The following is a 26,138-nucleotide window of genomic DNA, read 5'->3' as shown; positions in this document are numbered from 1 at the left end:
GCCCGATGAGCAAGCGCGATTACTACGAAGTCCTGGGCGTGGCCCGCAACGCCAGCGAGGAGGATCTGAAGAAGGCCTACCGCCGCTGCGCGATGAAGCACCACCCCGACCGCAACCCCGGCGACAAGAGTGCCGAGGCCGCGTTCAAGGAGTGCAAGGAGGCCTACGAGGTGCTGAGCGACGGCGGCAAGCGCCGCCTGTACGACCAGCACGGGCACGCCGCCTTCGAGCACGGCATGGGCGGCGGCAACGCCGGCCCGGGCTTCGGCGGTTTCGGCGGCGCCGACATGGGCGACATCTTCGGCGACATCTTCGGCAACATCTTCGGTGGCGGGGCGCGCCAGCAGGGCCCGCGCCGCGGCGCCGACGTCGGCTACATGATGGAGCTGGACCTGGAGGAGGCGGTCGCCGGGGTCGAGAAGACCATCCACATCCCCACCATGGCCAACTGCGAGCCCTGCAAGGGCAGCGGTTCGGAGGACGGCAAGGTGGAAACCTGCGCCACCTGCCAGGGTCGCGGCCAGGTCCGCATGCAGCGCGGCCCGTTCATGATGCAGGCGCCGTGCCCGCACTGCGATGGCGCAGGCAAGACCATCGCCAGCCCGTGCAAGCTCTGCAACGGCAATGGCCGGGTCGAGCAGGAAAAGACCCTGGTGGTGAAGGTCCCGGCGGGCGTGGACAGCGGCGACCGCATCCGCCTGGCGGGCGAGGGCGAAGCCGGCCCCGCAGGGGCGCCCCCGGGCGATCTGTACGTCGAGGTGCGGGTGCGCCCGCACGAAATCTTCGAGCGCGATGGCGACGACCTCCACTGCGAGGTGCCGATCCGCATTTCGCAAGCGGCGCTGGGCGACATCGTGCGGGTGCCCACGCTGGGCGGCGAAGTGGAGCTTCGCATTCCGGCCGAAACCCAGACCGGCAAGGTGTTCCGGCTGCGCGACCGCGGGGTGAAGTCGGTGCGCAGCCGTCAGCCGGGCGACCTGTACTGCAGGGCGGTGGTGGAGACGCCGGTCAACCTGACCCCCGAGCAGCGCCAGCTGCTGGAGCAGTTCGAAGCCACCTTCGTCGGCGAAGGGGCGCGCCGCCATTCGCCGAAATCCAGCACCTTCCTCGATGGCGTCAAGGGGTTCTGGGACCGCATGGTGTCCTGATCGCCGGCATATGGCGCAAGCCGGGCGGCACCAAGGGTCGATGGTGTCGCGGGCAACCAACGCCCTGCGCCGGCGCATGCTTGCGTAGAATCCGGGCTCCTTCGCGGAGTCCGTTCCTTGTCCGGTCCCCCACAGCGCCCACGCATCGGCATCGTCGGCAGTGCCGGCGCCTACGGGCGCTGGCTGCGCACGTTCTTCGAATCCCGCATGGGGCTGGCGGTCATCGGCCACGATCCCGCGGATCCGGCTTCCGCCAGCGAGGAGGCGCTGCTGGAGCAGGCCGATGTACTGCTGTTTTCCGCGCCGATCCGGCACACGCCCGAGCTGATCGGGCGCTACGCGCAGCGCTCTGCCGGCCGCGAGGCGGGCCGCCTGTGGCTGGACATCACCTCGGTCAAGGCCGCCCCTGTTGCCGCGATGTTGGGCTCGCAGGCGGAAGTGGCCGGCCTGCACCCGATGACGGCGCCGCCGAAATCGCCCACCCTGAAAGGACGCGTGCTGGTGGTCTGCGAAGCGCGGCTGCAGGCGTGGCGGCCGTGGCTGGAAGCGCTGCTGGCGGCGCTGGAAGCCGAATGCGTGCGGGCCACGCCGGAACGCCACGACCGGGCGATGGCGCTGGTGCAGGCGATGGTGCACGCCTCGCACCTGGCCCAGGCAGGGGTGCTGCGCGAGCATGCAGGGGACGTGGGCGGTCTGGCCGGCCTGCTCTCGCTGCGCTCGGCATCGTTCGAGATGGATGCCGCCGTCGCCGCCCGCATCCTGTCGCTGAACCCCGCGATCTACGAGGACATCCAGTTCGGCAATCCGCATGCGCCGGAAGCGCTGCGCGCGCTGTCGGCGCAGCTGTCGCGGCTCGCCACGCTGGTTGGGCAGGGAGACGATGCCGCCCGCGCGGGGTTCCGCACGGAGTTCCTGGAGGCCAACCGCGAGGGCCTCGGGCAAGCGGCGTTGGCCGCCGGCAATTACACCTACGAGCGCCTTGGCTATCTGCTGGCGGACCTCTCCGATGCCCGCAGCCTCGGCATCCATCTGCCGGAAGACCGGCCGGGTTCGCTGCGCGCCCTGCTGCACGTGTTCGAGCGTCACGGGGTCAACATCGCGTCGCTGCATTCCTCGCGTACCCCGGCCGGTGAACTGCACTTCCGGCTTGGATTCAGCCCGGGCACGCAGGCGGGGCAGCTGGAGGACGCGGTGGCGGAGCTGGCGCGGACGGGCATTGGACGGATGTTGCCGGGCTGAGCGCCAGCGATCCCCCGATCCATGACGGCGATCACTCATCATGTTCCTGAATTGGGATAATGTCCGACTTGGGCCACTCCAGGCAGGCCGAGCCATGAATTTCCGTTCCCCCGCGGAATCCCCGATCCCGATGCCTTCGCGCGCCAACGGCCCGCTGCTCGACGCGCTGCAGAAGCACGTGATCGATCGCGCGGTGCCGGCACTGGACCGTGCGCTGGCCGATCTCGATGATTACCTGTTCGACCGCAGCCAGTCCGGCGAGGAATCGCTGGGGTTGATGGCCCTGCGCGACATGCGGCGTGCGCGCGGCGAAATCATCCAGCGGTTCCGCCAGGCGGTGCTGAACCGGTTCCGGGGGCTGCGCGCAGGAAGCGCGGTGGGCGATGGCGACGACGCCGGTCTCAGCCTCCTGTCCGACCAGGACCTGGAAGAGCAGTTGGCGGTGGAACAGTTGGCCGCGGCGGTCCTGCGCACGCACGCATCCGCGTTCGAAGTGGCGAGCAAGCGGTTTTCCGTGGTCGCCGGACAGGGCGAGCTGCCGCCGCTCGAAAATCCGCTTGGCCCGGTTTTCCTTGCCAGTGCGCTTGGCCAGGCGATGAGCAAGCTGGACCTCGAGCCGGATCTGCGCATCGTCGTCTTCAAGTTCTTCGAACGCGAGCTGACAAGCGCGCTGGGCGACATCTACGAGCGCTGCAACACGCTTATGGCGGCGGCTGGCATCTTGCCTGAGCTGCGGACCAGCGGCCGGGTACCGCCACGCGCGGCCCGGGCCGGGGCGGGCGCGGCGCAGGCTCCGTCCGCCGCGGGCGGGCACGAGGGCCCGCCTGCGAACCTCGACGGCGGCGCCGCGGCGATGCCAATCAGCGGCGCGGAGCAGGCCGAGTTCGCCAACATGCTCGGGATGCTGCAGGGCTGGCGCTCCGCGATGGGCCTGGCAGCGCCTGCCGGCCCGGCCGGGGCCGGACCCGTGCTGCCCACCCAGGACCTGATGTCGATCCTGTCGCTGATGCAGCACGATGGCAGCGCGCGCTTCACCCCCGCCGGCGAGGCCGAGCAGTCGCTGGCCGGCCAGCTGCGCCAGCAGATGACCCAAAGCGCGCGCAAGCTCGGCGTCCGCGGCGACAACATCAATCTGGACGGGCTGGACGGCGATGCCGTCGATCTGGTCGCCCTGCTGTTCGACGTGCTGCTCGACGGCCCGCAATACGACACCCAGATCCGCCAGAAGATCGGGCGGATGCTGGTGCCCTACGTGAAGGTCGCGGTGAAGGATCGCCGCATGTTCATGTTGAAGGAACATCCGGCGCGCAAGCTGCTGAACACCGTCGCCGAGGCCTGCGAGGGCAACCGCGGCGAGGCGCCCCAAGAGCGCGAGCTGCTGACCCGCGTCGATCACACGATCGACCGCCTGGTCGCCGAATTCAACGAAGATGTTGCGATTTTCGAGACGCTGGAGCAGGAGCTGCGTGCCTACATGGCACAGCACCGCAAGCGGTTCGAACTGGCCGAAAAGCGCACCGCCGAGGCGCAGCGTGGCCGCGAGCGGCTGGAGCATGCGCGCAAGGTCGCTGCCGAAGATCTGGATCGATTGCGTGCTGACAGGTTGCTGCCACCGGTAATCGGCGACTTCCTGTCCCGGCACGCCAGCCACCATCTCACCCAGGTAGCGTTGCGCGATGGTCGCGGCGCGCCGCGCTACGAGGAAGCACTGCGCGCCGTGGAGCAATTGCTGGCGGCGTTCGACGAGGCGGCGGCCGGAGTAGCGTCCGCGTCGGCGGCGTTGCAGCCGGATGATGGGCTGCGCGCGATCCTGGCCAGCGCCGGTTGTGTAGGCGAAGCCACGCAGGCTGCGCTGGATGCGTTGCGCGACGCGCTGTCGAGGCTGCTGGCAGGGCAGGCGGCGCTTGAGGACGACGCGCGCATGCCGGTGCAGGTAGCGGCAGCCGAGCCGGCCCCCGAGCCGGAGCCGCAGCTGGAGGTCGTGGCCGGTTCCGCGAGCCTCGACTATGACGCGGCCATGCTGGAACGCATCCGCAAGCTGCAGATCGGCGACTGGATCCAGCTTGCCGCGGCCGACGGTCATTTCGCCCCGGCCAAGGTGTCGTGGATCAGCCCGATCTCGGCACGCTTGCTGTTGGTGAATCGCCGCGGCATCCGCGTGCTGGTTGCGTCGGTAGAAGAGCTGGCTGTCATGGCCAAGCTCGATCGGGTGATCGTGCGCGACGGCGAAACCGCCTTTGAAGATGCCATGCATCAGGTGGTAGGGCGCCTGCAGAGCGCATCTGGCAAGGGCTGAACCGGGTCATTCGGTTCGATATCCGGCGCTGGACGAACGCGCGCCGGCTTGCTGCTGCCATCGACGCGGGCTAGCCTGCGCCGATGACGACGATGCCGGTACGACTGTTGATCCATGGGGCCACGGGCAGGATGGGGCAGACGCTGTTGCGCCTGTGCCGCGAACAGGATTCCGGCTGCGAAGTGGTGGCGGCGGTCGCGCGCCAGGTCGGTGCGCGGGTGGTGGATGGGGTGCCGCAGTTCGCTGCCGCCGAGCTGGCGGGCGTGCCGGCGTTCGACGTGGCCATCGATTTCAGCCTGCCGGAGGGCTTTGACGCCATCCTGTCGCTTTGCGTTGCTCGCGGTGCGGGACTGGTGTCCGGTACCACCGGGTTGTCCGATGCACAGAGGGTGCAACTGGACGCCGCATCCGCCACGATCCCGGTGGCATGGGCCAGCAACTTCAGCCTTGGCGTGGCGGTGCTGCACGAGCTGGTGGAGCGCGCCGCAGCGCTCCTGCCGGGCTGGGACTGCGACATCGTCGAGGCCCACCACACCCGCAAACTGGATGCACCTTCCGGAACCGCCCTGACGCTGGGTGCCGCGGCGCAGGCGGGGGGCGCGCAGCCGCATTACGCCTCGATCCGCGCCGGCGACATCGTCGGTGAGCACCTCGTGCAGTTCACGGCAGCGGGGGAACGCATCGAGCTGGTGCACCGCGCCAGCAACCGCGACATCTTCGCGCGCGGGGCATTGCATGTCGCCACGCGCCTGCGCGGCCGCAATGCCGGGCGCTATCGGGTGGCCGAGCTGCTGTAGCGGAGTGCCGCGCCGCCCCGCGCGGCAACCGGCGCTGCGGCTGCCCTGCATCCGGGAGCCCGCCGGGGAGCGCTGCAACGCTGGCGCCAGCGCGGCCGCATCGGTACAATTCCCGCTCGCCTAACCCCCTCAGCTCCGAACCGGTAGCCCCGCTTCGGCGCTTTCTTGCAACCTGACGCAGGGCGATGCACTTGAATAATCCCGCCATTCTCGCGCTTGAAGACGGTACGGTCTTCGAGGGCATTTCCGTGGGCGCCCCCGGCCTGTCCGTGGGCGAAGCGGTGTTCAACACCGCGATGACCGGCTACCAGGAGATCCTCACCGATCCTTCCTACGCCCGCCAGCTGGTCATGCTGACCTATCCGCATATCGGCAACACCGGCTGCACCGACCAGGACGACGAGGCCGCGCAGGCCTGGGCCGCCGGGTTGATCGTGCGCGACGTGCCGCGCCGGCCCAGCAACTGGCGCAGCCAGGTGGCGCTGCCGGAGTGGCTGCAGGCGCGCGGGATCCGCGCGATCGCCGGCATCGACACCCGCAAGCTGACCCGCATCCTGCGCGAGCGCGGCTCGCAGAACGCGGCGCTGCTGGCGGCGGCCAGCCACGATGAGGTGTTGGACGTCGAACACGCCATCGAGGCGGCGCGCAAGTTCCCCGGCCTGAAGGACATGGACCTGGCCAAGGTGGTCAGCACCACCGAACCCTACCGCTGGGGCGAAGGTCAGCTGGACCTCGATAGCAACACGTTCGTGCGCGCGGAGTCGAAGTTCAAGGTCGTTGCCTACGACTTCGGTGCCAAGCGCAACATCCTGCGCATGCTGGCCGAACGCGGTTGCGATGTGCACGTGGTGCCTGCGCAGACGCCTGCGGCCGAGGTGCTGGCAATGCAGCCCGACGGCGTGTTCCTGTCCAACGGCCCGGGCGACCCCGCGCCCTGCGACTACGCGATCGGCGCGATCCGCGAATTCATCAACGCCAGGATCCCTTTGTACGGCATCTGCCTCGGGCACCAGCTGCTGGGTCTGGCGGTCGGCGCGCGCACCATGAAGATGCCGCACGGCCACCATGGCGCCAACCATCCGGTGCAGGACCTCGACAGCGGCCGGGTACTGATCACCTCGCAAAATCATGGCTTCTGCATCGACGAAGCCAGCCTGCCGTCGAACGCGCGGGTCACCCACCGCTCGCTGTTCGACGGCACCAACCAGGGCATCGAATTGACCGACGCGCCGGCGTTCAGCTTCCAGGGCCACCCGGAAGCCAGCCCGGGGCCGCAGGACGTGTCGCCCCTGTTCGATCGTTTCGTTGCGTTGATGGAGAAGAACAACAATGCCTAAGCGCACCGACCTCAAGACCATCCTCATCATCGGCGCCGGCCCCATCGTGATCGGCCAGGCCTGCGAGTTCGACTACTCCGGCGCGCAGGCGTGCAAGGCGCTGCGCGAGGAGGGCTACCGGGTGGTGCTGGTGAACAGCAACCCGGCCACGATCATGACCGACCCGGACATGGCCGACGCGGTGTACATCGAGCCGATCAACTGGCAGACGGTCGAGAAGATCATCGCCAAGGAAAAGCCCGACGCGATCCTGCCGACCATGGGCGGGCAGACCGCGCTGAACTGCGCGCTGGACCTGGCCGACAACGGCGTGCTGGAGAAGTACGACGTCGAGCTGATCGGCGCAAAGCGCGACGCCATCCGGATGGCCGAGGACCGCGAGCTGTTCAAGCAGGCGATGACCGAGATCGGGCTGGACAGCCCGCGCTCGGAAGTGGCCAAGACCTACGAACAGGCGGTGGAGATCCAGGCCAGCGTTGGCTTCCCCACCATCATCCGCCCGTCCTTCACGCTCGGCGGGACCGGCGGCGGCATCGCCTACAACCGCGAGGAGTTCGAGGAGATCGTCAAGCGCGGCCTCGAGCTGTCGCCAACCAGCGAAGTGCTGGTCGAGGAATCGGTGCTGGGCTGGAAGGAATTCGAGATGGAAGTGGTCCGCGACACCGCGGACAACTGCATCATCGTGTGCAGCATCGAGAACTTCGATGCCATGGGCGTGCATACCGGCGACAGCATCACCGTCGCGCCGGCGCAGACCCTGACCGACAAGGAGTACCAGCGCCTGCGCGACGCCTCCATCGCGGTGCTGCGCAAGATCGGCGTCGATACCGGCGGCAGCAACGTGCAGTTTGGCATCAATGCCAAGGACGGCCGCGTGGTCGTCATCGAGATGAATCCGCGAGTGTCGCGTTCGTCGGCGCTGGCCTCGAAGGCGACCGGCTTCCCGATCGCCAAGGTCGCCGCCAAGCTCGCGGTGGGTTACACGCTGGACGAGCTGAAGAACGAGATTACCGGCGGGTTGACCCCGGCCAGCTTCGAGCCGTCGATCGACTACGTGGTCACCAAGATCCCGCGCTTCGCGTTCGAGAAGTTCCCGGCCGCCGACGCCCGCCTGACCACCCAGATGAAGTCGGTGGGCGAGGTGATGGCGATCGGTCGCAGCTTCCAGGAATCGCTGCAGAAGGCGCTGCGCGGGCTGGAGACCGGCAAGATCGGGCTGGATCCGACCGGGTTGGACCTGGCGAGCGAGGATGGCCTGCTGGCGCTGCGCCGGGAGCTGAAGGAACCGGGACCGGAGCGGATCTTCCACATCGCAGATGCGTTCCGCGCCGGCATGAGCGTGGAAGACGTGCATGCGCTGTCGTTCGTCGATCCGTGGTTCCTCGACCAGATCGAGGAGCTGATCGACGCCGAGGTGGATGTGGTCCATCGCGGCCTGGACGGCCTCGACGCCAAGCGGCTGCGCGCGCTCAAGCGCATGGGCTTCTCCGATGCCCGCATCGCGACCCTTGCCGGCACCAACGAAACCGCCGTGCGCGCCTTGCGCAAGGCATTCGGCGTGCGCCCGGTGTACAAGCGCGTGGACAGCTGCGCCGGCGAGTTCGCCACCGGCACCGCCTACCTGTATTCGACCTACGAGGACGAGTGCGAGGCCGCGCCGAGCGACCGCAGGAAGATCATGGTGCTCGGCGGCGGTCCCAACCGCATCGGCCAGGGCATCGAGTTCGACTACTGCTGCGTGCACGCGGCGCTCGCCCTGCGCGAGGACGGGTACGAGACCATCATGGTCAACTGCAACCCGGAAACCGTGTCCACCGACTACGACACCTCCGACCGCCTGTACTTCGAGCCGCTGACGCTGGAAGACGTGCTGGAGATCGTGGAGCTGGAGAAGCCCTGGGGGGTGATCGTGCAGTACGGCGGGCAGACCCCGTTGAAGCTGGCGAAGGCGCTGGAGGCCAACGGCGTGCCGATCATCGGCACCTCGCCGGATTCCATCGACCTGGCCGAGGACCGCGAGCGCTTCCAGAAGCTGGTCGACGACCTCGGCCTGAAGCAGCCGCCGAACCGCACCGCGCGCAGCCCGGACGAAGCGCTGGCGCACGCCCGCGAGATCGGCTATCCGCTGGTGGTGCGCCCCAGCTACGTGCTGGGCGGCCGCGCGATGGAAGTGGTGCATGCCGATGCCGACCTGGCGCGCTACATGCGCGAGGCGGTGAAGGTCAGCAATGATTCTCCGGTGCTGCTGGACCGCTTCCTCGACAACGCCGTGGAAGTGGACATCGACGTGATCGCCGACCGCGACGGCAACGTGCTGGTCGGCGGCGTGATGGAGCACATCGAGGAAGCCGGCGTGCATTCCGGCGACTCGTCCTGCTCGCTGCCGCCGTACTCGCTGTCCGCGCGCACGCAGGAACGCCTGCGCGAGCAGGTGGTGGCGCTGGCCAAGGCGCTGCACGTGGTCGGCCTGATGAACACCCAGTTCGCGGTGCAGGTCGGCGTGGCGGAAGGGGACGAGGCCGACACCATCTACCTGCTGGAGGTGAATCCGCGCGCCAGCCGCACCGTGCCGTTCGTGTCCAAGGCGATCGGCCGCCCGCTGGCCAAGATCTCGGCGCGCTGCATGGCCGGGATGACGCTGGCGGAGCAGGGCGCGACCGAAGAGATCGTGCCGTCGTACTACTCGGTCAAGGAAGCGGTGTTCCCGTTCGCCAAATTCCAGAACGTCGATCCGATCCTCGGCCCGGAGATGCGTTCCACCGGCGAGGTGATGGGCGTGGGCCGCAGCTTCGAAGCGGCGTTCGCGCGCGCCGAGGAAGCAGCCAACATTCGTGCGCCGCAGCCGGGCAAGACCTTCATCTCGGTGCGTGACCCGGACAAGGCGCGGGTGCTGCCGGTGGCGAAGTACATGATCGAGCGCGGCTTCAGCATCGTCGCCACCAGCGGCACCGCGGACTTCCTGAGCGCCCATGGGGTGGCATGCGAGCGCGTCAACAAGGTGGCGGAAGGCCGCCCGCACATCGTCGACCTGATCAAGAACGGTGAGATCAGCTATATCGTCAACACCACCGAAGGGCGGCAGGCCATCGCCGACTCCTTCTCCATCCGTCGCGAGGCGCTGCAGGCGCGCGTGACCTATTCCACCACCGTGGCGGGCGCCAACGCGCTGCTGCATTCTCTGGACCATCGCGGCAAGGGCGACGTGCTCTCGCTGCAGGAACTGCACAAGGAGCTGGCATGAGCCGTGCACCCATCACCGCCAAGGGCGCGCAGCGCCTGCGCGCGGAACTGGAAGAACTGAAGTCGGTCAAGCGTCCCGCGGTGATCGAGGCGATCGCCGAGGCCCGCGCCCATGGCGATCTCAAGGAGAACGCCGAGTACCATGCCGCGCGCGAGCAGCAGGGCTTCATCGAAGGCCGCATCAAACAGCTGGAGGCGGAGCTGTCGCACGCCCAGGTCATCGACGTTTCGAAGCTGGATGCCGGCGACAAGGTGGTGTTCGGCGCGACCGTGGTCGTGGTGGATTGCGATACCGACGAGGAGAAGACCTACCAGATCGTCGGCGACCTCGAGGCCGACATCAAGCAGGGGCTGATCGCGATTTCCTCGCCGGTGGCGCGCGCGCTGATCGGCAAGAACGAGGGCGACGCCATCACCATCGAAGCGCCGGGCGGCACCCGCGAGTACGAGATCGTTTCGGTCGCCTACAAGGGCTGAGCCGTGGCGCGGCTGACGCTGCTGCTGCCGGCGGCCTCGCGGTTCGCCGGCATAGCCCTGCCGCCCGCATTGGCGAAGGCGCTGGGTCGCGCCGACCGCAGGCAGGCGGACCCCGGTGAGCCGGAGTTGCTGGCCCGCCACTTCGACCTGCGCCCGCGCGGCTGGCCTGCGGCCGCAATGACGCGGCTGCTGGACGCGGGCGAGGGCGAGGCGCGTGGCGCGACCTGGCTGCGCGCCGATCCCGCCCACATCCGTCCCGACATCAACGGCGCGCGCCTGCTCGGTATCGGTGCCAACCTGGGCATGGACCAGGCCGACGTGGACGCGCTGCTGCCGGCGCTGCGGCCGCTGTTCGGTGATGCCGGCTTCGCGCTGGATGCGCCGCATCCGACGCGCTGGTACCTGCGCCTGCCCGGCGGGACGCCATTGCCGGCCTTCGTCTCGCCCGACCAGGCGCTGGGCGACGACGTGTTCGACCACGCGCCGCGTGGCGACGCGGCGCGCCGCTGGCGGGCGCTGGAAAGCGAGCTGCAGATCACCCTGCACAACCATCCGCACAACGCCGCGCGACTGGCTTCGGGCCGGGTGCCAGTGAATGCGCTGTGGTTCTGGGGCGGCGGCAACCTGCCCGATGCGGTATCGGCCACTGCGCCGACCGTGTATTCCGATGATCCCGCGGTGCTGGGTGCGGCCCGGTTGGGCAAGCTGCAGGGCATGCCGCTGCCCGCAATCGACCAAGTAGAGGGTGATGCGCTGGTCGACCTGCGCGGCCAGCGCGATCCGCGCGCGCTTCTGGATCGCTGGCTGGCGCCGGCTGCCGCGCGCGGCGAGGCGGACTTCGATTTTGCCGATGGTCTGTCGTTCGCACTGAGCTCCAGCCAGCGCTGGCGGATCTGGCGCCGGCCGCTGCCGGCGCTGTCGGCATGACTGCGGTCCGCCGCATCGTCCGCCGGCCGCCTTCCGAACCGGTTGGCGACTGGCCCGCGCACTGGCCCGAACTGCTGCGCCGGGTGCACGCCGCGCGCGGCAGCGATGCGCGCGCGGCGATGCCGCGGTTGGCCGACCTGCTGCCGCCTTCGGACCTGCTGGGCATCGACGCGGCGGTGCGGTTGCTGCGCGCGGCGATCGATGCGGACGCGCATATCCTTGTTGTCGGCGATTTCGACTGCGACGGCGCCACCGCCTGCGCGGTGGGCGTACGCGGCCTGCGCCTGCTGGGTGCACGTCGGGTCTCCCATGCGGTGCCCAACCGCATCGTCCATGGCTACGGCCTGACCCCCGGACTGGTGGAGGAACTGGCGGCGCTGCAGCCCGACCTTGTGGTCACGGTGGACCACGGCATCGCCTGCCATGCCGGTATCCGGGCGGCCAAGGCGCAAGGCTGGCAGGTGCTGGTCACCGACCACCATCTGCCTGGGCCAACGCTGCCGCCGGCCGATGCCATCGTCAATCCAAACCAGCCCGGCTGCGGCTTCCCGAGCAAGGTGCTGGCCGGCGTCGGGGTGATGTTCTACGTGCTGCTGGCGCTGCGCGCCGCTCTGGAATCGAAGGCCGATCTTTCCGTGCTGCTGGATCTGGTCGCCGTGGGCACCGTGGCCGACATGGTGCCGCTGGATGCCAACAACCGCGCCCTGGTCGGGGCCGGGCTGCGGCGGTTGCGGGCCGGGCAGGGCAGCGCCGGGCTGCGCGCCCTGATCGAGGTCTCGGGCCGGCGCGACGCCACCCTGTCCACCGTCGACATCGGCTTTGCCATCGGCCCGCGCATCAACGCGGCGGGGCGGCTGGAGGACATGGGCATCGGCATCGAATGCCTGCTCACCGACCACGCGACGCAGGCGCGCGAACTGGCGGCCATACTGCATGGCATCAACGACGAGCGCCGTGCGCTGCAGGCCGACATGCAGGACGTGGCCGACACCCGGCTGGACGACATCGATGCCAGCCACGCGGCCTGCCTGTTCGACCCCGACTGGCATCCCGGCGTGGTCGGGCTGGTGGCGTCCAAGCTGAAGGAGCGCCTGCACCGGCCCGCCATCGCTTTCGCCCCGGCGGAGCCGGACGGCGACATGCTGCGGGGCTCGGCGCGTTCGATTCCCGGCTTCCACGTTCGCGATGCGCTGGCGCTGGTGGATGCCCGCCACCCCGGGCTGGTGCCGCGCTTCGGCGGGCATGCGATGGCGGCGGGCCTGAGCCTGCCGCGAGACGCCTTCCCTACGTTCCGCGAGGCGTTCGTGCAGGTCGCGCGCGAGTGGCTGGACCCCGTGCTGCTGACCGAGGAACTGCACAGCGATGGTGAGCTGCGTGCGGACGACTTGCGGGCGGATGTCGCGCTGGCGCTGCGCGACGGTGGGCATTGGGGCCAGGGCTACCCCGAGCCGCTGTTCGACGGCGAGTTCGAGGTGCTGGGCTTCCGCGTGCTGAAGGAACGCCATCTCAAGCTGGAACTCGAGCTCGGCGGACGCCGTTGCAACGCCATCCACTTCAACGGCTGGAACGGCGAGGAGCCGGGTCGACGGATCCATGTCGCGTATCGGCTCGCGCCCGACGATTATCGCGGCGGCGATGCTATCCAGCTCGTGGTGGTGCATCGGGAAGCGGCAGCCGCGTCGGTTCCCGCCTGAGGCCAAACAGCGGCCGCAGCACAGGGATCCGCCGGATCAGCTCGTAACCGCCGAAACACGCCGCGAAGGTCAGCACCACCAGCAGCGGACCTTCCAGCAGCGGCGGCAGGGCCAGCGGTTTGGCGCCGTGCGCCAGTGCGACGATGACGGTCTGGTGCAGGATGTAGACCGGGAATACCGCCGGGGTGAGGTAGCGCAAAGCGGGGCTGTCGACATCGCGCAGGCGGTAGGCGTAGCCGAACATGGCCGCGATCGCGCACCACTGGTTAATGCCCCACACAAGCCGCAACAGCATGCGCAGGCCCTCGGGCGGCGGCACTTCGTCGCTGTAGCCGGAGAAATACCAGACGCCGGTGATCACGGCGTAGCCGGCGAGGGCGATGCCCAGCGCGACTTTGCGGTGGCGCTGCAGCGCTTCCCAGAACCCGGCCGAGAACGCCAGCAGGTAGCCCAGCAGGAACATGGGCAGGTATTGGGCGTGGTTGTACCAGTCGTCCACCAGGTCATGGGTGGACTCGAAGCGCCCCGCCAACGCCAGCCTTGCCAGCGCCAGCCACGCCATCGGCCACAACAGCGCGCCCGGGCCCGACAGCCGCCGCCCGAGCCAGCCACCGACCGATTGCATCGCCGCCGGCGCCAGTTTCAGCAGCAGCCAGAGGGCGACGGTATAGGTCCACAGGTAGGCGAGGAACCACAGGTGGTTCCAGGTCGGCGCGTCCACGCAGTCGCCGGGGGCCGCGCAATAGAAGTCGCCGCCGCGCAGGTAGGTGGCCATGAATGCGGCGTAGCTGGCGTGGAAGCCGCCCGGCACTTTTTCGACCAGTTCGTAGTAGACCTGCGGCGGCACCACCACATACATGCCGAACAGCAGCGGCAGCAGCAGCCGCCACGAGCGCCGGCCGAGGAAGCGCCCGTCGCCACGGTTCGCCTTGGCCAGCAGGAAGGCGGTAGCCACGCCCGAGACCACGAACAGCAGCGACATCCGCCATGGGCTGGTCAGCAGCATCAGCGGTTCCAGCGCGGGGCCGGCATGTGGGCTTTTGACGTGCCAGTCCCAGCTCACGTAGTACATGCCCACGTGGTACAGAACCAGCAGGCCGAAGGCGAGGACGCGTACCCGGTCGATGTCGAGGCGGCGTTGCATGGGAATGGCCGTTGCGAAGGAACCGCCAGCCTTCCGTCGCACAGGCGGGCCCGCCACCCCGTAGTGACCGTGCGACGCGGGTTTGGGACGGGCCGCGGAACCCGGGGACGAACCGGGGACGGAACGCCCGGCCCGCCCCCTACAATGCGCGGATGCAACAAGTCGTCCCGACTCTCTACCAGCGTTACCAGCCGTGGCGCCGCGGCGTCGAGGCCGGGTTCTGGGTCGTCCAATACCTGGTGTCGGCGCTGGCCAACAGCATCACCGTGAACATGGACGTGCGCCGGCTGCACCTGGGATTCAGCGCATGGCAGCCGGCGGTCTGGGAAACCAGTTCGGCGCTGGTCGCCCTGGCACTGGTGCCGGCGGTGGCCTGGTTCACCCGCCGGTTCCCGTTGCGGCTCGACGACTGGCGGCGGGTGCTGGCACTGCACGTGCTGGGTAGCCTGGTGTGGTCGATCCTGCACGTGGCCGGGATGGTGGCCCTGCGCAAGGCTGCCTACGCCAGCGTCGGCGACAGCTATGACTTCACCCCCTGGTGGTGGGAGTTCGGCTACGAATACCTGAAGGACGTCCGCTCCTATGCCGGCGTGGTCCTGACCATCGAGGGCTATCGTTTGCTGCTGCGCCGTCTGCAGGGCGAGGCCATGCTGCTCGCACTGCCGGACGAAGGCCCGCCGGTCGAGCCGGTGGACCGGCCCGAGCGCTTTCTGGTGCGCAAGCTGGGCCGGGAATTTCTGGTGGCGGCCAACGACATCGAGTGGCTGCAGGCCTCGGGCAACTACGTGAACCTGCGGGTGCGCGGCCACGACTACCCGCTGCGCAGCACCCTGGGTGGCATCGAGGCGCGTTTGGACCCGGCCCGCTTCGCCCGCGTGCACCGCAGCTACATGGTCAACCTCGACCACATCGCCTCCATCGAACCGCTGGAAACCGGCGATGCGCGTGTGCACATGCGGGATGGCGCGAAGCTGCCGTGCAGCCGCACCTACCGCGCCGACCTGCGGCAGCGAGCCGGGCTGGAGGGTTGAGGCCTGCCGGGTCCATTCTCCGACCCGGCCCCCTCCATGATGCGCGCGTCACCAGCCTTCGCGCTTCTTCCGCATACATTGCGAACCTGTGCGCGGAAAGCCGGCGGCACTATTGCCCCGGCGTAAGAGGCGCCACGCACTGTTAAAATGTCGCATTCACCCGAATCTTCGGTTTTCCCCATGATTGAGCTCAATCCCATCCGAGCCCGCATCGCCGACCTGACCGGTCGGCTCGATGCGCTCCGGGGGTATCTTTGACTACGACACCAAGCGCGAGCGCCTGGAAGAAGTAGAACGCGAACTGGAACATCCGGACGTCTGGAACGACCCGGCCCGTGCGCAGGCGCTGGGGCGCGAGCGTTCGCTGCTGGACAAGACCGTCAACGGCATCCGCAATCTGACTGATGGCCTGGTCGGCGCGGGCGAGCTGCTGGAACTGGCCGAGATGGAAGACGACGAGGACACCGCGCAGGCCGTGGTAGCCGACGTCGACCAGTACGAAAAGGGCGTGGAGGCGATCGAGTTCCAGCGCATGTTCTCTGGGCAGATGGACAGCTGCAACGCGTTTGTCGACATCCAGGCCGGCGCCGGTGGCACCGAAGCGCAGGACTGGGCGGAAATGCTGCTGCGCATGTACCTGCGCTGGTGCGAGTCGCGCGGCTGGAAAACCGAGCTGCTGGAAGCCTCCGGCGGCGACGTGGCCGGCATCAAGTCCGCTACCTTCCGGGTGGAGGGCGAATACGCCTATGGCTGGCTGAAGACCGAGATCGGCGTGCACCGGCTGGTGCGCAAGTCGCCGTTCGACTCCGACAATCGCCGCCACACGAGCTTCACCAGTGTGTTCGTGTCGCCGGAAGTGGACGATGACATCGACATCGAGATCAATCCGGCCGACCTCAAGACCGACGTGTACCGCTCATCCGGTGCGGGCGGCCAGCACGTCAACAAGACCGAGTCGGCGGTGCGTATTACCCACGTGCCATCCGGCGTGGTGGTGGCCTGCCAGACCGAGCGCAGTCAGCACGCGAACCGCGACCGCGCGATGAAGATGCTGGCGGCCAAGCTCTACGAGCTGGAAGTGCAGAAGCGCAATGCCGAGAGGGACGCGCTGGAAGCGACCAAGTCCGACGTGGGCTGGGGCAGCCAGATCCGGAACTATGTGCTGGACCAGAGCCGGATCAAGGACCTGCGCACCGGCATCGAGCGCAGCGATACCCAGAAGGTGTTGGACGGAGACCTCGACGAATTCGTCGAAGCCAGCCTCAAATCGGGCCTGGAGGCCGGCGCCAAGCGTAACGACGCGGTCTGAGCGCGATCACCCCTGCGCGCGCAGTGCCCTGAGGCTGCGCGCGCGGGCGGCCGTCAGTGAGGTTGCGACGATCCGCGGCACGCTGGACATCACGGTGACGATGCCATCGGCCGCCTCCGGCTGCTCCAGCACCGCCTCGGCGGTGGCGTTGTCGGGCAGCTGCGCCCCCCAGTAGCCCACCCAGGCGTCGCGATGGCGCTTGGCGGCGTAGAGGGCGCGGTCGGCCATGCGCAGCGCGTAGTCCCAACAGCTGGCGGCCGCGGGGTCGTTGCCGCCGTCGAAGAACGGGATCGGCGCCAATCCCAGCGACACCGTGACCGGGCGGTTGGCATATGGGGTTTCCAGCGTGTAGGCCATTGCCCGGCGCAGGCGTGCGGCGACCTGTTCGGCCTGTTCGCGGGTCAGGTTGGTGCAGGCGACCAGAAATTCCTCGCCGCCCCAGCGCGCCACCAGGTCGGTGGGACGGCAGGCCGTCTTCAGCCTCGCCGCCAGGGCGACCAGTACCTCGTCGCCGACGTGGTGGCCATGGCTGTCGTTGATCTGCTTGAAATGATCGACATCGATCAGGAACAGCACGTGGCGGGTGCCCTCCGGGCCGCGCTGGATCGCCATCGCGTCGAGTTTGCGTGCGGCTGCGCGGCGGTTGCCCAGGCCGGTCAGCACGTCGATTTCACTGAGCCGCCGCAGCTGCCGATGGCGCTTGCGCAGCAGCAGTCCGAATGCGGTCGCCGCCGCCAACAGCAGGATCAGCACCGCGATCACCGCGGCCGACAGCAGCCTTGCCTTTTCGTTCTCCAGCGCCTGGATACGGCTTTCGTTGCGCATCCGCTCCAGCTCGCGCTGGGAAGACAGTGCCTGGCTGCGCGCCTGCAGTTCCGCCAGCGCGGTGGTCTGACGGGACAGGCTGCCCTGCAGGCGAATGCATTGGGCGGGCTGGCTGTCGCTTTCCGCAACCTGCGGCGACGGGGCAGGGGTGCCGGTGGCCGCGGACAGCGGCAATGACGCCAGCAGCAGGACGAGAGCGGCAAGGATGCGCATGGGGACGGAATAATGGCGTTGTGTCCTTCCATGCAGGAAATGTGCCGTGGCTTGCTAGGCATCGCAGCGGCGCGGGCTGTGGCGGGGGCTCTGGTATTCTTGACGGCCTGCGTTGACCCCCATTGCCCCTGTGGCACGCCGCTGCCGGCAGCGCGCGTGACGGATTACCCATGAACGAAACCACCGCCTCCCAGCCTGTCGACGAAAACCACCTGATCGCCGAGCGCCGTGCCAAGCTGGCCGCGCTGCGTGGGCAGGGAGGCGCCTACCCGAATGATTTCCGTCGCGCGGACTTTGCCGGCGACCTGCAGTCGGAGTATGCGGACGCCGAGCGCTGGACCGGGGAAGTGCTGGAAGCCGATGGCCGTGCCGTCGCAATCGCCGGCCGCATCCTGGCAAAGCGCGTCATGGGCAAGGCCGCGTTCGCCACCATCCAGGACATGAGCGGCCGGATCCAGCTGTTCCTGCAGGCCAACGTGCTGGGTGAGGCGTACGAGGCGTTCAAGGGCTGGGACATCGGCGACATCGTGGCCGCCGAGGGCGGCCTGATGCGCACCAAGACCGGCGAGCTGTCGGTCAAGGCCGCCTCGTTGCGCCTGCTGGTGAAGTCCCTGCGGCCGCTGCCGGACAAGTTCCACGGCCTGAGCGATGTCGAGCAGCGCTACCGCCAGCGCTATGTCGACCTGATCGTCACCCCGGAGGCGCGCGAAGTCTTCATCGCCCGCTCGCGCATCGTCCGCGCGATCCGCCACTGGCTGGACGCGCGCCGCTTCCTCGAAGTGGAAACGCCGATGATGCAGTACATCGCCGGCGGCGCCACTGCGCGCCCGTTCGTGACCCACCACAACGCGCTGGACCTGCAGCTGTTCCTGCGGGTGGCGCCGGAGCTCTACCTCAAGCGCCTGGTGGTCGGCGGGCTGGAGCGCGTCTACGAGATCAACCGCAATTTCCGCAACGAAGGCGTGTCCACCCGCCACAACCCCGAGTTCACCATGCTGGAGCTGTACGAGGCCTACGCCACGTACACCGAAGTGATGGACCTGACCGAAGGCATGATGCGCGACGTCGCCCGGGAAGCAATGGGCACGACCGTATTCGAGTGGGACGGCAACACCATCGATCTCGGCCCGGCCTTCCGCCGCTGGAAGCTGGAGGAGGCGGTGCGCGAGCTGAACCCGGAGATCTCGGCCGCCGACTGCCGCGACCGCGCCGCACTGGCCGCGCATTGCGCGCGACTGAAGATTCCGGTCAAGCCCGGCTACGGTTGGGGCAAGCTGCTGCTGGAGATCTTCGAGAAGACCGTCGAAACCGGGCTGATCCAGCCGACCTTCATCACCCACTACCCGGTAGAAGTCAGTCCGCTGGCGCGCGAATCCGACAGCGAGCCCGGCATCACCGATCGCTTCGAGCTGTTCGTCGGCGGGAAGGAGCTGGCGAACGGGTTCTCGGAGCTGAATGACCCGGAAGACCAGGCCGCGCGCTTCCGCGCCCAGGTCGAGGCGAAGGACGCAGGCGACGACGAGGCCATGCATTTCGATGCCGATTACATCCGCGCGCTCGAGGTGGGCCTTGCGCCCACCGGCGGGCTGGGCGTGGGCATCGACCGCTTCGTGATGTTGTTGACCGGCTCCAGCTCGATCCGCGACGTGCTGCTGTTCCCGTACATGCGACCCGAGCACGCGTAAGCGCCAACCCGGTCGGGTGGGCGAGGCGGCATTCCGGGCCCAGGGTACTGTCGCCCGTCCCGTGAACGGCAAAACAACCCGTCAGGCCGTAGACTCGGGGTTCTGGTCCGGCCGGAGCAACAGGATGTTGCACAAGTTCCTTGGGTTCGACCCCTTGGCCACGCTGCTGGCGTTCGCCGTTACCGCAGGCGTGCTTTGGTTGATACAGCCTGCGGCCTGCAGGCTGGGGCTGCTGGATTGCCCCGGGGGCCGCAAGGACCATCAGTCCCCCACGCCAGTCACCGGCGGCCTGGCCATCTTCGTCGGCAGCGCGGTGGTGCTGCTCTGGTTCCAGTCCTCCAGCCATGCGGTCCATTCGCTGCTGGCCGCCTCGGTCCTGCTGGTGGCGATGGGCCTTTACGACGATTTGCGCGACATGCGCTGGTACACGCGGGTGCTCGGACAGGCCGTAGCGGCGCTGATGATCATTTACTGGGGCGGGGTACGTGTCGAGCAGATCGGCCCGGTATTCGGCCTGGGCGAGATGTCGCTCGGCTGGCTGTCGGTGCCGTTCACGGTGTTTGCCACCATCGGCATCATCAACGCTATGAACATGATCGATGGTGCCGATGGGCTGGCTGGCCTGCTGGGGCTGGCGGCGCTGGGGATGCTTGCGTTTGCCGCGATGTACGCTGGCAACGAGGTGCTGGCGGGGCGGCTGTCGGTGCTGTGCGGTGCGCTCGCGGGCTTCCTGGCCTGGAACATGCGCCTGCCGTGGCGGCCGCGCGCGAAAGTGTTCCTGGGCAATGCCGGCAGCGCCCTGCTGGGCTTGCTGATCGCCTGGGTCATGTTCCGGCTGACCCAGAATCCGGGGCATCCGGTGAACCCGGTGCTGGCGCTGTGGTTGCTGCCGGTGCCGGTCATGGACTGTCTGGTGCTGATCCTGCGGCGCCTGCAGGAAGGGCGGTCTCCGTTCTCGGCCGGGCGCGACCACATCCATCACATCATGCAGGATGCGGGTTTCGGGCCCACCCGGGCGGCGTTGCACCTTACCTGGTTCAGCCTGCTGTGCGGGCTGGTGGCCGGCCAGGCGATGCGCCTGGACGTGCCCAACCCGCTGCTGCTCATCGCTTTCGTCGGCCTGTGCATCGGTTGGTACCTGCTGAGCCGCAGGCGCGCGCGCGCGGTGGCGTTTTTCCGCAGGTTCCGGGGGAGCGCCGCACCGGTGGTGGTCAAAGGGGCGGTGCGGGACTTGGACTGAGCTTCACCGCCCGCGGGCTCAGGCTGGCGTCCGCGCCAGCCACGCCGCGGCGCCGCGGCCGGCCACCAGCCCGCTGGCGAAGCAGGCGGTCAGCAGGTAGCCGCCGGTGGGGGCCTCCCAGTCGAGCATCTCGCCCGCGCAGAAGATCCCGGGCCGTTCGCGCAGCATCAGCGAATCGTCCAGCGCTTCCAGCCTGACGCCGCCGGCCGTGGAGATCGTTTCCGCCAGTGGGCGTGGGCGAAGCAGGCGTAGCGGTAAGTTCTTGATGGTCGCAGCGACGGCAGCCATGTCCTGCAGCGCGGCTTTGTCCAGCACCTCGAACACCAACGCGCATTTGGCAGCATCTAGCCCCGCCTGCCGGCGCAGGTGTTCGCCCAGGCTGCGGCTCTTGCGCGGCTTCGACAGATCGGCCTGCAGACGTTCCAGGTCGCGGCCGGGTGCAAGGTCCAGTTCCAGCATCGCGCTGCCGTCGCGGGCGATGGTGGTGCGCAGGTCTGCGGCGATGGCATAGACCAGGCTGCCTTCGATGCCGGTTTCGGTCAGCACGCATTCGCCCTGGAGGGCGTGCGCGGTACCCACAGCGTCCTGCCAGTGCGCCACCACCGGCTTCAACGGCGCGCCGGCGAATTTCCCGGCCAGCAACGCGCTCCAGCCGACGTCGAACCCGCAGTTGGCGGGCGCCAGCGGCGAGATGTCGATGCCGCGCGCGGTCAGCAACGCCACCCAGCCGGCGTCCGATCCCAACTGCGGCCAGCTGCCGCCGCCCAGTGCCAGCACCAGCGCATCCGCGGCGAACGTGGTGGCGCCGTTGGGCGTGTCGAAGCGCAGCGCGCCGGCCTCGTCCCAGCCCTGCCATCGGTGCTGGACGTGCATCTGTACCCCGGACTCCTTCAGTCGCCGTACCCACGTGCGCAGCAATGGCGCGGCCTTGCGGTCCAGCGGGAACACCCGCCCGGAACTGCCGACGTAGGTATCCACGCCCAGCCCGTGCGCCCACGCGCGCAGCGCGTCGGCGTCGAAGGCGTCCAGCCAGCGGCCGATTTCGCCGGCCCGCTCGCGGTAACGCATGTCGAAGTCGGGGCGGGCTTCGCCGTGAGTCAGGTTCAATCCCCCCTTGCCGGCGATCAGGAACTTGCGCCCCACCGAGCCCTTGGCCTCGAACAGATGCACCTCGGCGCCGTCGGCGCGCGCGGCTTCGGCAGCCATCAGGCCGGCGGGGCCGCCGCCAATCACGGCAACGCGGCGGGTGTGTGGGGTTTCGGGCATCCGCACATGATTCCACGGCCGCCGCCGCAGGGCGACTAGAATGGCTGGTTTGTGCCAGCCGGACCCAGCATGATCCTCAACATCGCCGCCTATCTGTTCGTGGTCATCGACGATGCCGATGCGCTCGCCGCGCGCCTGCGCACGCAGGCCGAGGCAGCAGGGCTGCGGGGCACCATGCTGGTGACGCCGGAAGGCCTGAACCTGTTCCTGGCCGGCGCCGAAGCGCCGTTGCGCGGTTTCCTGGAGGGGCTGCGCCAGGACCCGCGCTTCGCCGCGCTGCATGCGAAGGAAAGCTGGAGCGAGACGGTGCCGTTTGCGCGATTGAAGGTGAAGCGCAAGGCAGAAATCATCACGTTCCGGCGCGAGGCGGCCTCGCCGCTGCAAGTTGGCGAGCGCGCGCCGACGGTGGCCCCGGCCACGCTGGCGCGCTGGATCGCGCAGGGCGGCCGCGATGATGCCGGGCGCCGGCTTGTCCTGCTGGACACGCGCAACCAGCAGGAGGTCGCATACGGCACCTTCGACGGCGCGTTGACCCTGCCCATCGACCGCTTCACCGACCTGCCGGCGGCGCTGGCTCCGCACCGCGAGGCGTTGCGCGATGCGGCGGTGGTCAGCTTCTGCACCGGCGGGATCCGCTGCGAGAAGGCCGCGCTGTGGCTGCGCGCCGACGGCATGGACAGCGTGCTGCAGTTGGATGACGGCATCCTTGGGTATTTCGAGCAGGTGGGCGGCGTGGGCTATGCGGGCGGCTGTTTCGTGTTCGACGAGCGGGTGGCGCTAGACCCGCAGCTGCGGCCGATGTCGGCAGGAGAGGCCGCATGAACTGGGTTGCGATCGTGCTGGTGGTGCTGGGCGTGTGGCTGGCGTTGAAGGTCGCCAGCGCGCTGGTCAAACTGCTGCTGTGGTTGGCCGCGGTAGTGGGCCTGTGGTGGCTGGTACATCCCTATCTGGGGCTGCCGCTGGTGCCCTTCATCTGACTCGGGCGGCGCCGCGTCCGCCTCAGGGCCCGCCCAGCGCCTGTCCGGCCGCGTGGCCGCTGGCCCAAGCCCACTGGAAGTTGTAGCCGCCCAGCCAGCCGGTGACGTCCACGACCTCGCCGATGAAATGCAGGCCCGGCACGTGGCGCGACATCATCGTACTGGACGACAGGCCGTCGGTGTCCACGCCGCCCAGGGTCACCTCGGCGGTGCGGTAGCCTTCGGTGCCGCTGGCTACCAGCGGCCAGTCGCGCAGCAGCGCGGCGATGCCGTCCAGCTCGCGCGGGGTGTACTGGCGCAGCGGTTTGCTGGCCAGCCAGTGCTCGCACAGCCGTTGGGCGAAGCGCTTGGGCAACACCTCGGCCAACAGCGTCTTAAGTTCGGCGTCGCGCCGCGATTGCTGCCAGTCGCGCAGCAGCGCATCGACGTCGGTTGCCGGCAACAGGTCCAGACGCAGGTCGTCGCCCGGCTGCCAGTAGTTGGAGATCTGCAGGATCGCCGGACCGCTGATGCCGCGGTGGGTGACCAGCATGAAGTTGCGGAAGCTGGCGCCATTGCAGCGGGCTTCCACCGGCAGCGCCACGCCGGCCAGGTCGTGCAGCCGCTCCGCATGCTTGCCGCTCAGGGTCAGCGGTACCAACCCGGCACGCGTCGGCAGCACGGCGTGGCCGAACTGCTGTGCGAGCTGGTAGCCGAAGCCGCTGGCGCCCATGCTGGGGATCGACAGGCCGCCGCTGGCCACCACCAGCGAGGCGGCTTCGAAGCGCCCCTGCACGGTATCCAGGCGGAAGCGGCCGGCGTCGGTGTGTTCCACCCGCTCGATGGCGCAATGGGTGCGGATCTCCACCCCCGCGTCGGCGCATTCGGCCAGCAGCATCGCCACGATCTGCCTGGAGGACTCGTCGCAGAACAGCTGGCCCAGCTCTTTCTCGTGGTAGGCGATGCCGTGCCGCTCCACCATCTCGATGAAATGCCAGGGCGTGTAGCGGGCCAGCGCCGACTTGCAGAAGTGTGGGTTGGCCGACAGATAGTTGGCGGGCGTGGTGCCGGTATTGGTGAAATTGCACCGTCCGCCGCCGGACATCAGGATCTTCTTGCCGACCTTGTTGGCGTGGTCGACGACGAGCACGCGCAGACCGCGCCGGCTGGCCGCCAGCGCGCACATCAGGCCGGCGGCGCCAGCACCGATGACGACGGCATCGCAGTGGGATGCGGGCGTCATCCGCGGACAATCAGGGCAGCAAGTGGGCGATCAGCGCGGCCCGCGCGGCTTGAATCCGCCCGGTTTGCGTCCGCCGGGCTTGAACCCGCCGGGTTTGCGCGGACCACCGGGGCGGTCGCCGTCGCGCGGCGGACCGAAGCTGCGCTTGCGCTTCGGTGCGTCGATATCGGCGTCGCTGGCCGGCTTCATCCGCAGCGGCTTGCTCGCCACCCGCACCTGCTGCAGGTGTTCCAGCAGCTCCGGCGGCATCCCCTCGGGCAGATCGACCAGGGTGTAATCATCGCGGATGTCGATGCGGCCGATGTAGCGCGATTCCAGGTCCGCCTCGTTGGCGATCGCGCCGACGATATGCCCCGGCTGCGCGCCGTGCTGGTAGCCCACTTCGATACGGTACGTGCGCATGCCCACATCGGCCGGCAGCGGCTCGCGCGGGGTGCGTTCACGCGGCTCGCGCGCGGGGCGCTCGCTCCGCTGCGGGCGGCCTTCGCCCGCGGTGAAGGGTTTTTCCGGCACGGCCGGCTTGGGCAACAACAACGGCGTCTTGCCCTGCACCAGCTTGGCCAGCGCCGCGGCGATCTCCACCGCCGGCACGTTCTTTTCCTGCTCGTAGCGCTCCACCAGACCGCGGAACACCGACAGGTCGTCACTGCCCAACGCAGCGTCGATCTTGTCGAGGAACTTCGCCACGCGGCGCTCGTTCACCGCGTCCACGCTGGGCAGGTTCATCTGCTCGATCTTCTGCCGGGTGGCGCGCTCGATCGCGCCCAGCATGCCGCGCTCACGCGGCGCCACGAACAGGATCGCCTCGCCGCTGCGGCCGGCGCGGCCGGTGCGGCCGATGCGGTGGACGTAGCTCTCGGTGTCGTAGGGGATGTCGTAGTTCAGCACGTGGCTGATCCGCTCCACGTCCAACCCGCGCGCGGCCACGTCGGTGGCCACCAGCACGTCGATCTGGCCTTCCTTCAGGCGCTGGATGGTGCGCTCGCGGGTTTTCTGTTCCACGTCGCCATTGATCGCCGCGGCGCTGAAGCCGCGCGCCGCCAGCTTTTCGGCCAGCTCGTCGGTACCCAGTTTGGTGCGCGCGAAGATGATCATCGCGTCGAACGGCTCGGCTTCCATGATCCGGGTCAGCGCGTCCAGCTTGTTGACGCCGCTGACCATCCAGTAGCGCTGGCGGATGCTGGCGGCGGTGGTGGTCTGCGCCTTGATGGCGATTTCCACCGGGTCCTTCAGGTAGGTCTGGGCGATCCGCTTGATCGGCGCCGGCATGGTGGCGGAGAACAGCGCCACCTGGCGGGTCTCGGGCGTCTTCTTGAGGATGGCTTCGACGTCGTCGATGAAGCCCATCCGCAGCATTTCGTCGGCCTCGTCCAGCACCAGCATGCGCAGCGAGGACAGGTCCAGCGTGCCGCGCTCCAGGTGGTCGATGACGCGGCCGGGGGTGCCGACCACCACGTGCACGCCGCGCTTGAGCGCATGCAGCTGCGGGCCGTAGCCCTGGCCGCCGTAGATCGGCAGGATCTGGAAGCCGGGGATGTGCTTGGCATAAGTCTGGAACGCCTCCGCCACCTGGATCGCCAGCTCGCGGGTCGGGGCCAGCACCAGCACCTGTGGCTTGCCGGCTGGGGCGTCGAGCCGCGACAGCGCGGGCAGGGCGAACGCGGCGGTCTTGCCGGTGCCGGTCTGGGCCTGGCCCAGCACGTCGCGGCCTTCCAGCAGCGGCGGGATGGTCGCGGCCTGGATCGGGGAGGGTGACTCATAGCCGACGTCGCGCAGGGCGGCCAGCAGGGTCTCGGGCAGGCCGAGGTCGGTGAACAGCAGGGTCGCGTTGTCGGCGCTCATGTTGCCTTGGGGCGGAATCGCCGAAGGTTAAGGGGGCACGCATTGTACGCGCCATGTCACGAGTACGGGCTCCAATCCGCAAGATGCCCGGGGCAGGTGGCGGAAGCGGCCGTGCGATGCCTGGGGAATCGATCCGGGTATTTTGCCGGCCGTGGATGCGAACGATTCTTGTGCTGTGCGCTTGCGGGTGCGCCCGAGTGCAAAATCGTGCGCACTTCGCGTGCATTTG

At 68.8% G+C, this 26,138-nt stretch carries 20 protein-coding genes; 15 read left to right on the top strand and 5 right to left on the bottom strand.

Features of this window, described 5'->3' with window-relative positions; genetic code table 11:
• The first annotated feature begins 5 nt into the window (after window positions 1–5).
• The 9 genes from dnaJ to recJ all read left to right on the top strand — a co-directional run bounded on the left by dnaJ (window position 6) and on the right by recJ (window position 13,155).
• Window positions 6–1,148, top strand: coding sequence for a molecular chaperone DnaJ (gene dnaJ / locus ICG51_RS00930; RefSeq protein WP_190281123.1), 1,143 nt, complete (start codon window positions 6–8; stop codon window positions 1,146–1,148).
• Window positions 1,149–1,265: 117 nt separating this feature from the next.
• Window positions 1,266–2,387, top strand: a complete 1,122-nt coding sequence (locus ICG51_RS00925) for a prephenate dehydrogenase (RefSeq protein ID WP_190281122.1) — start codon at window positions 1,266–1,268, stop codon at window positions 2,385–2,387.
• Between the two features lie 94 nt (window positions 2,388–2,481).
• The gene (locus ICG51_RS00920; protein ID WP_190281121.1) at window positions 2,482–4,683 is read left to right on the top strand and encodes a DUF1631 family protein; all 2,202 of its coding nucleotides are present in this window, start codon (window positions 2,482–2,484) and stop codon (window positions 4,681–4,683) included.
• Between the two features lie 83 nt (window positions 4,684–4,766).
• Window positions 4,767–5,480, top strand: coding sequence for a 4-hydroxy-tetrahydrodipicolinate reductase (dapB, locus tag ICG51_RS00915; protein ID WP_190281120.1), 714 nt, complete (start codon window positions 4,767–4,769; stop codon window positions 5,478–5,480).
• Between the two features lie 191 nt (window positions 5,481–5,671).
• A complete protein-coding gene (gene carA / locus ICG51_RS00910) occupies window positions 5,672–6,817 on the top strand; it encodes a glutamine-hydrolyzing carbamoyl-phosphate synthase small subunit (RefSeq protein ID WP_190281119.1) in 1,146 nt (381 codons plus the stop codon).
• Window positions 6,810–10,058 carry a carbamoyl-phosphate synthase large subunit gene (gene carB, locus ICG51_RS00905; RefSeq protein WP_190281118.1) on the top strand — a complete coding sequence of 1,083 codons (3,249 nt, stop codon included), beginning with the start codon at window positions 6,810–6,812 and terminating at the stop codon, window positions 10,056–10,058. Before carA ends, carB begins: the two co-directional genes overlap by 8 nt.
• An 11-nt stretch (window positions 10,059–10,069) precedes the next feature.
• Window positions 10,070–10,534: a transcription elongation factor GreA gene (greA, locus tag ICG51_RS00900; RefSeq protein ID WP_190282297.1), complete on the top strand. Its 465-nt coding sequence runs from the start codon at window positions 10,070–10,072 to the stop codon at window positions 10,532–10,534.
• Between the two features lie 3 nt (window positions 10,535–10,537).
• Window positions 10,538–11,461 carry a phosphoglycerate mutase gene (locus ICG51_RS00895; protein WP_190281117.1) on the top strand — a complete coding sequence of 308 codons (924 nt, stop codon included), beginning with the start codon at window positions 10,538–10,540 and terminating at the stop codon, window positions 11,459–11,461.
• Window positions 11,458–13,155, top strand: coding sequence for a single-stranded-DNA-specific exonuclease RecJ (gene recJ, locus ICG51_RS00890; RefSeq protein ID WP_190281116.1), 1,698 nt, complete (start codon window positions 11,458–11,460; stop codon window positions 13,153–13,155). The genes ICG51_RS00895 and recJ overlap by 4 nt, the downstream gene beginning before the upstream one ends.
• On the opposite strand, the gene ICG51_RS00885 is transcribed toward recJ, so the two are convergent.
• Window positions 13,100–14,299: an acyltransferase family protein gene (locus ICG51_RS00885; RefSeq protein ID WP_190281115.1), complete on the bottom strand. Its 1,200-nt coding sequence runs from the start codon at window positions 14,297–14,299 to the stop codon at window positions 13,100–13,102. The two genes, recJ and ICG51_RS00885, sit on opposite strands and share 56 nt — an antisense overlap.
• 152 nt (window positions 14,300–14,451) lie before the next feature.
• On the opposite strand from ICG51_RS00885, the gene ICG51_RS00880 reads away from it, so the two are divergent.
• Window positions 14,452–15,330 carry a LytTR family DNA-binding domain-containing protein gene (locus ICG51_RS00880; RefSeq protein WP_190281114.1) on the top strand — a complete coding sequence of 293 codons (879 nt, stop codon included), beginning with the start codon at window positions 14,452–14,454 and terminating at the stop codon, window positions 15,328–15,330.
• Window positions 15,331–15,510: 180 nt separating this feature from the next.
• Window positions 15,511–16,639, top strand: a protein-coding gene (gene prfB, locus ICG51_RS00875; protein WP_190281113.1) for a peptide chain release factor 2 whose coding sequence is annotated in 2 segments (ribosomal slippage) — window positions 15,511–15,585 and window positions 15,587–16,639 — 1,128 coding nt in all. Because the reading frame shifts where the segments join, the coding sequence is not laid out codon by codon here.
• A 6-nt stretch (window positions 16,640–16,645) separates the two neighbouring features.
• Here the strand turns inward: prfB and ICG51_RS00870 are convergent.
• Window positions 16,646–17,677 (bottom strand): GGDEF domain-containing protein, encoded by a 1,032-nt coding sequence (locus tag ICG51_RS00870; protein ID WP_190281112.1) that lies wholly within the window; start codon window positions 17,675–17,677, stop codon window positions 16,646–16,648.
• A 170-nt stretch (window positions 17,678–17,847) separates the two neighbouring features.
• On the opposite strand from ICG51_RS00870, the gene lysS reads away from it, so the two are divergent.
• Together lysS and ICG51_RS00860 are read left to right on the top strand one after the other, a co-directional pair.
• Window positions 17,848–19,362, top strand: a complete 1,515-nt coding sequence (lysS, locus tag ICG51_RS00865) for a lysine--tRNA ligase (RefSeq protein WP_190281111.1) — start codon at window positions 17,848–17,850, stop codon at window positions 19,360–19,362.
• Window positions 19,363–19,516: 154 nt separating this feature from the next.
• A complete protein-coding gene (locus ICG51_RS00860) occupies window positions 19,517–20,602 on the top strand; it encodes an MraY family glycosyltransferase (RefSeq protein WP_190281110.1) in 1,086 nt (361 codons plus the stop codon).
• 18 nt (window positions 20,603–20,620) lie between these two features.
• Here the strand turns inward: ICG51_RS00860 and ICG51_RS00855 are convergent, their stop codons facing one another.
• Window positions 20,621–21,868: a TIGR03862 family flavoprotein gene (locus ICG51_RS00855; RefSeq protein WP_190281109.1), complete on the bottom strand. Its 1,248-nt coding sequence runs from the start codon at window positions 21,866–21,868 to the stop codon at window positions 20,621–20,623.
• Between the two features lie 69 nt (window positions 21,869–21,937).
• On the opposite strand from ICG51_RS00855, the gene ICG51_RS00850 reads away from it, so the two are divergent.
• Window positions 21,938–22,690 (top strand): sulfurtransferase, encoded by a 753-nt coding sequence (locus tag ICG51_RS00850; RefSeq protein ID WP_190281108.1) that lies wholly within the window; start codon window positions 21,938–21,940, stop codon window positions 22,688–22,690.
• Window positions 22,687–22,845, top strand: a complete 159-nt coding sequence (locus ICG51_RS00845) for a hypothetical protein (protein WP_190281107.1) — start codon at window positions 22,687–22,689, stop codon at window positions 22,843–22,845. The genes ICG51_RS00850 and ICG51_RS00845 overlap by 4 nt, the downstream gene beginning before the upstream one ends.
• 22 nt (window positions 22,846–22,867) lie before the next feature.
• On the opposite strand, the gene ICG51_RS00840 is transcribed toward ICG51_RS00845, so the two are convergent.
• A complete protein-coding gene (locus ICG51_RS00840) occupies window positions 22,868–24,067 on the bottom strand; it encodes an NAD(P)/FAD-dependent oxidoreductase (RefSeq protein WP_190281106.1) in 1,200 nt (399 codons plus the stop codon).
• Window positions 24,068–24,097: 30 nt separating this feature from the next.
• The gene (locus tag ICG51_RS00835) at window positions 24,098–25,909 is read right to left on the bottom strand and encodes a DEAD/DEAH box helicase (protein ID WP_190281105.1); all 1,812 of its coding nucleotides are present in this window, start codon (window positions 25,907–25,909) and stop codon (window positions 24,098–24,100) included.
• Between the last annotated feature and the right edge of the window lie 229 nt (window positions 25,910–26,138).

The organism is Thermomonas sp. XSG (assembly GCF_014678725.1).
Taxonomy (GTDB): Bacteria; Pseudomonadota; Gammaproteobacteria; order Xanthomonadales; family Xanthomonadaceae; genus Thermomonas.
Note: the sequence above shows the minus strand (reverse complement) of the source record. Positions and strands in the feature narration are given on the sequence as shown.